Below are 4,570 nucleotides of genomic sequence, written 5' to 3'. Positions count from 1 at the left end.
GCCCGAGCAGGTGACGCTGGTGCCCGACGATCCGTCCCAGCCGACCTCCGACCACGGCTGGGACTTCGCCGCCCATTCGACGCTTCTCAAGGGCGTCGTCGAGCGGCTGAAGGGCGAGGGGATGCGGGTCTCGCTCTTTGCCGACGCCGACCCCGCGATCATGACGGCGGCAGCCGACACCGGGTGCGACCGGGTCGAGCTCTACACCGGCCCCTATGGCGGCACGTATTCCGATCCGGTCGCGGCCGAGGCCTGGCTCGACCGGATGGGGACGGCGGGCGATGCGGCGACCGCGCTCGGCCTCGGCCTCAATGCCGGCCACGATCTCACCGTCGCCAATCTTCCGCCTCTCGTGCGGCGCCTGCCGCAGCTTGCGGAGGTGTCGATCGGCCACGGGCTGACCGCCGACGCGCTGGAGTTCGGCATGGCCGGCTCGGTGCGTCGCTTCATCGACGCCTGCGCCGGCTGACATACCAGCTGCGGCGCCGGTCTCGCGCCGTGGCCTCCCAGCTGGTGAAACTTTTCTCCAGCATCGCCTCCGCCCTTGCGAAGCGACGGGATCGCGGCTAAACGGCGTACCGTAACGTACGGTACGCATGCGGGCGGGTCCCGCGGTTGGGCAGGGCGGCTTCCATTGGGCGGGACGGTCGAGATCGACGGGCGGGCGATGACGAGGCGTCAGGGCGAAGTGCTCGACGCGGCGCTGGCGCTGCTCGTGTCGGACGACGAGAGCCTGACGATGACCGCCGTCGCGCGACGCGCCAGCTGCTCCAAGGAAACGCTCTACAAGTGGTTCGGTGGGCGCGACGGGCTGCTCACCGCGACCGTCCAGTGGCAGGCGGCCAAGGTGCGCGCCGTGCCCCTCGATCCGCAGACGCTCGACCGCGCGCGGCTGGAATCCAGCCTCCTCGGCTTTGCCACCGACTGGCTCACCGTCCTGTCGGGCGAGACCTCGATCGCGCTCAACCGGCTGGCGGTCGGCCATGCGGGCTCCGACCGGCGGGATCTCGGAGCGATCGTCCTCGAGAACGGCCCGGCCGCGATGCGCCAGCGCCTCGGAGGGGTGCTGGAGGCGGGGCGGCGCGCCGGACTTCTCGCCTTCGCCGATACCGGCGAGGCCTTCTCGACCTTCTTCGGGCTGACGGTGCGCGACACGCAGATCCGGCTTCTCCTCGGCGATCGGCCGACGCTCGATGCCGCCGGGATCGAGCGGGCCGCGCGCACGGCCACGCAGCAATTCTTCGTCCTCTTCGGGACGAGCGAACAGGCGGGCGTCTCGTCCCGTCAAACCCCATCCGGCGCCTGACGCCGGGAAAACCAGGAAGGAAACGCCCCGATGCGCGTCTACTACGATCGCGATGCCGATCTGAACCTCGTCAAGTCCAAGAACGTCGCGATCGTCGGCTACGGCAGCCAGGGCCGCGCCCACGCGCTGAACCTCAAGGATTCGGGCGCCGGCAACGTCGTGATCGCGCTGAAGGCCGGCTCGCCCACGATCAAGAAGGCCGAGGCCGACGGCTTCAAGGTGATGACCGTCGCCGAGGCCGCCAAGTGGGCCGACCTCCTGATGATGGCGACGCCGGACGAGCTGCAGGCCGATATCTACAAGGCCGACATCGAAGGCAACATCCGTGACGGCGCGGCGATCGCCTTCGCCCACGGCCTCAACGTTCACTTCGGCCTGATCGAGCCGAAGAAGTCGGTCGACGTCGTCATGATCGCGCCCAAGGGCCCCGGCCACACCGTGCGCGGCGAATATCAGAAGGGCGGCGGCGTGCCCTGCCTCGTGGCGGTCCACCAGGACGCCTCCGGCAACGCGCTCGACCTCGCGCTCTCCTACGCCTGCGGCGTCGGCGGCGGGCGCTCGGGCATCATCGAGACGAACTTCAAGGAAGAGTGCGAGACCGATCTCTTCGGCGAGCAGGTCGTGCTCTGCGGCGGTCTCGTCGAACTCATCCGCGCCGGCTTCGAGACCCTCGTCGAGGGCGGCTACGCCCCCGAGATGGCCTATTTCGAGTGCCTCCACGAGGTGAAGCTGATCGTCGACCTTATCTACGAGGGCGGCATCGCCAACATGAACTACTCGATCTCGAACACGGCCGAGTGGGGCGAGTACGTCACCGGACCGCGCATCATCACCGACGAGACCAAGGCCGAGATGAAGCGCGTCCTGAAGGACATCCAGACCGGCAAGTTCACGTCCGACTGGATGCAGGAGTACCGCTCGGGCGCTTCGCGCTTCAAGGGCATCCGCCGCGTCAACGACAGCCACCAGATCGAGGAAGTCGGCACCAAGCTTCGCGGCATGATGCCGTGGATCGCCAAGAACCAGCTGGTCGACAAGGCCCGCAACTGAGCCTTCCCGCTTCCGGGACCGGGGCCTCGTGCCCCGGTCCCGAACGGCCGGTCGTGGCGTCGCGGCGCATGATTCAGCCGATGCTAACCTTTCGGAGCGATGGTTCGCCGATGCGAACGCCGAGAGGATCTCATGGTCGCCATGTCCCAAGCCGCCCTGAATGACGCCGAGCGCCGCGTCGCGCCGCGCACCCGCATCCTGAAAAGCGGCAAGATCCTCTTCAACAACCGCTATTCCACCTTCGACTGCACGGTGCGCAACATCTCGGCGACCGGCGCGCTCCTGACGATCGACCCCGCCGTTCCGCTGCCCAAGGTCTTCGAGATCCGCATCGGCGACGAGGAGGCGGTCCGCCCCGCCAAGCTCGTCTACCGCCGGGACTCGCTGGCCGGTATCCACTTCATGGACACCGCGGACGCCGAGGCCGAGGAGGCCGCCGCGACCGGCCCCTCGCCGAGCGAAGACCTGCGCATTCACCCGCGCCCCTTGCCCTCGGCGCTGGTGGCGAACCTGCCCTGGCTTCAGCCCTGAACCTTTCGAACGAAAGCGCGAAGTTTCCGCTGGACATCACGGGGCGCTTCCCTTAGAAGCCCCCTCAGACGCGGACGGCACAGCCCACCGCGTTCCGGGTGATTAGCTCAGTTGGTAGAGCAGCTGACTCTTAATCAGCGGGTCGTAGGTTCGATCCCTACATCACCCACCATTTCCCTTCATGCCGAACGCTGATGTCGCCTCCGGGCGTTCTCGGAATGAACCGGGGAGCTACCTATGCGGGCGGCTTCCGGTTTGCACCCGATACCCTCGCTTTTCGGTGACAAGCTCTGACTGCGCTCTGCCGGAGGCTGGCGGCGATCTCCCGGTTGAAGCGTGGGGCTGTCCTCGTCTCGGGTGTTCTGCGGTTTCGGTCTCTTGGACTCCGAGGGGGCAACTGAACACCATACAATCGCTACCTCGCGGGCCGAAACGTCCGTGCCTGCGGGCGGGAGACGATGCCCGACGGCGGCTCTTGTGGGCGCCAGACCTTTGCGTATGTGGTGGCATACGAGGCGCCGGCTCCCCCTGTCGATCCGCTGCAGGAACCACATGACGGAGATTATTTTCGGGTTATGCCTTGAAAACCTCTGGGTTGTGGTCGGCCGTTAGGGGCGTTTCAAGGATCCTGTAGAATTTTAGCGTGGCTATCACCCTTTCGTTAGGCCTGCGCCATGCTGAATAACCTGCGGATCTCCACCAAAATCGCGATGATCGCGGTCTTCATCAGCCTTCTCGGCATTGCCGCGTCGTTCTACGCATCCTCCGTCATCCGCTCCTCCGACAGCGACTATTCGGAGATGATCGAGCGCCTCGACAAGTCGGCGATCTTCCTCGCTCGCCTGAACCGGACCGCCAATGCGGTCGGCTACGCCGCCTACCGCGTCATCGCCTACGACGGCGCATCAGCCGAGGCGCAGTCCGCCGCGGCGATGGCCAAGGACCAGTTCGACGCGATGAAATCCTACTTCGGCGAGGTGACGGCGCGGCTGACCGACGAGGCGGACGCGCTGAAGGCGCTCGGCGCGAAGATGGACTTCATCGCGGAGCGCACCAACGCCGCGATCGCGACCGGCCTGCGGAACGACGACGAGGCGGCCCGCGCGATCATGACGGCCGTCGATCCGGCCGTCGTCGATCTCAGCAAGCAGACGTCCACACTGAACGACCGGCTGATCAAGCGTGTCGCTGCCGCCAGCGCATCGTTGACCGACCAGGCGTCGTCTGCGGCCTGGATGCTGCGGGGGGGCTCGATCGCAAGTGCGGTTCTCGGGCTCATGCTGGCCCTCTGGATGTCGCGCCGGGCCATCACGGCGCCGCTGGCGCAGCTTCAGGGCAGGATGGTGGACCTTGCGGGCGGGCGGCTCGATGTGGAGGTGACGGGGCAGGACCGCGGCGACGAGATCGGCGGCATGGCGCGCACGGTGCAGGTGTTCAAGGACGCGGCGGTGCAGAACAGGCGCCTGGAAGCCGAGGCCGAGGCGGCTCGCGCCGCCGAGCTCGCCCGGCTGGAGCGCGAGGCGGCGGCCGAGCGGGTCAAGGCGCAGGACCTTGCTGCCTTCGTCGCCGGCATCGAGGGCGGCTTCGCGCGTCTGTCGGCGGGCGACCTGACGGCCCGCATGGACGAGGCGGTGGCCCCGGAGTTCGAGCCGATCCGCGAACAGTTCAACGGGTCCGTCGGCA

Annotated in this window: 5 protein-coding genes and 1 tRNA gene; all 6 read left to right on the top strand. The window is 67.5% G+C overall.

Annotated features, from left to right (window positions below; genetic code table 11):
• Positions 1 to 469, top strand: a 469-nt coding sequence (locus tag QZ753_RS20330) for a pyridoxine 5'-phosphate synthase (RefSeq protein ID WP_294646401.1), incomplete at its 5' end; no start/stop codon positions are given.
• A gap of 198 nt (positions 470 to 667) precedes the next feature.
• Positions 668 to 1,306 (top strand): TetR/AcrR family transcriptional regulator C-terminal domain-containing protein, encoded by a 639-nt coding sequence (locus QZ753_RS20325; RefSeq protein ID WP_055891675.1) that lies wholly within the window; start codon positions 668 to 670, stop codon positions 1,304 to 1,306.
• Between the two features lie 30 nt (positions 1,307 to 1,336).
• A complete protein-coding gene (gene ilvC / locus QZ753_RS20320; protein WP_294646400.1) occupies positions 1,337 to 2,356 on the top strand; it encodes a ketol-acid reductoisomerase in 1,020 nt (339 codons plus the stop codon).
• Between the two features lie 141 nt (positions 2,357 to 2,497).
• Positions 2,498 to 2,887, top strand: a complete 390-nt coding sequence (locus tag QZ753_RS20315; RefSeq protein WP_294646399.1) for a PilZ domain-containing protein — start codon at positions 2,498 to 2,500, stop codon at positions 2,885 to 2,887.
• A gap of 96 nt (positions 2,888 to 2,983) precedes the next feature.
• Positions 2,984 to 3,059 (top strand) — tRNA-Lys (locus tag QZ753_RS20310).
• A 502-nt stretch (positions 3,060 to 3,561) separates the two neighbouring features.
• On the top strand, positions 3,562 to 4,570 hold a 1,009-nt coding region (locus QZ753_RS20305; protein WP_294646398.1), incomplete at its 3' end, for a HAMP domain-containing protein.

The organism is uncultured Aureimonas sp. (assembly GCF_913775355.1).
Lineage (GTDB): Bacteria > Pseudomonadota > Alphaproteobacteria > Rhizobiales > Rhizobiaceae > Aureimonas.
This window is presented reverse-complemented; position numbering and strand designations above follow the sequence as displayed.

Coding starts and splice junctions, on each gene's coding strand:
- QZ753_RS20325 (WP_055891675.1), top strand. CDS start 668: ATGACGAGGCGTCAGGGCGAAGTGCTCGACGCGGCGCTGGCGCTGCTC.
- ilvC (WP_294646400.1), top strand. CDS start 1,337: ATGCGCGTCTACTACGATCGCGATGCCGATCTGAACCTCGTCAAGTCC.
- QZ753_RS20315 (WP_294646399.1), top strand. CDS start 2,498: ATGTCCCAAGCCGCCCTGAATGACGCCGAGCGCCGCGTCGCGCCGCGC.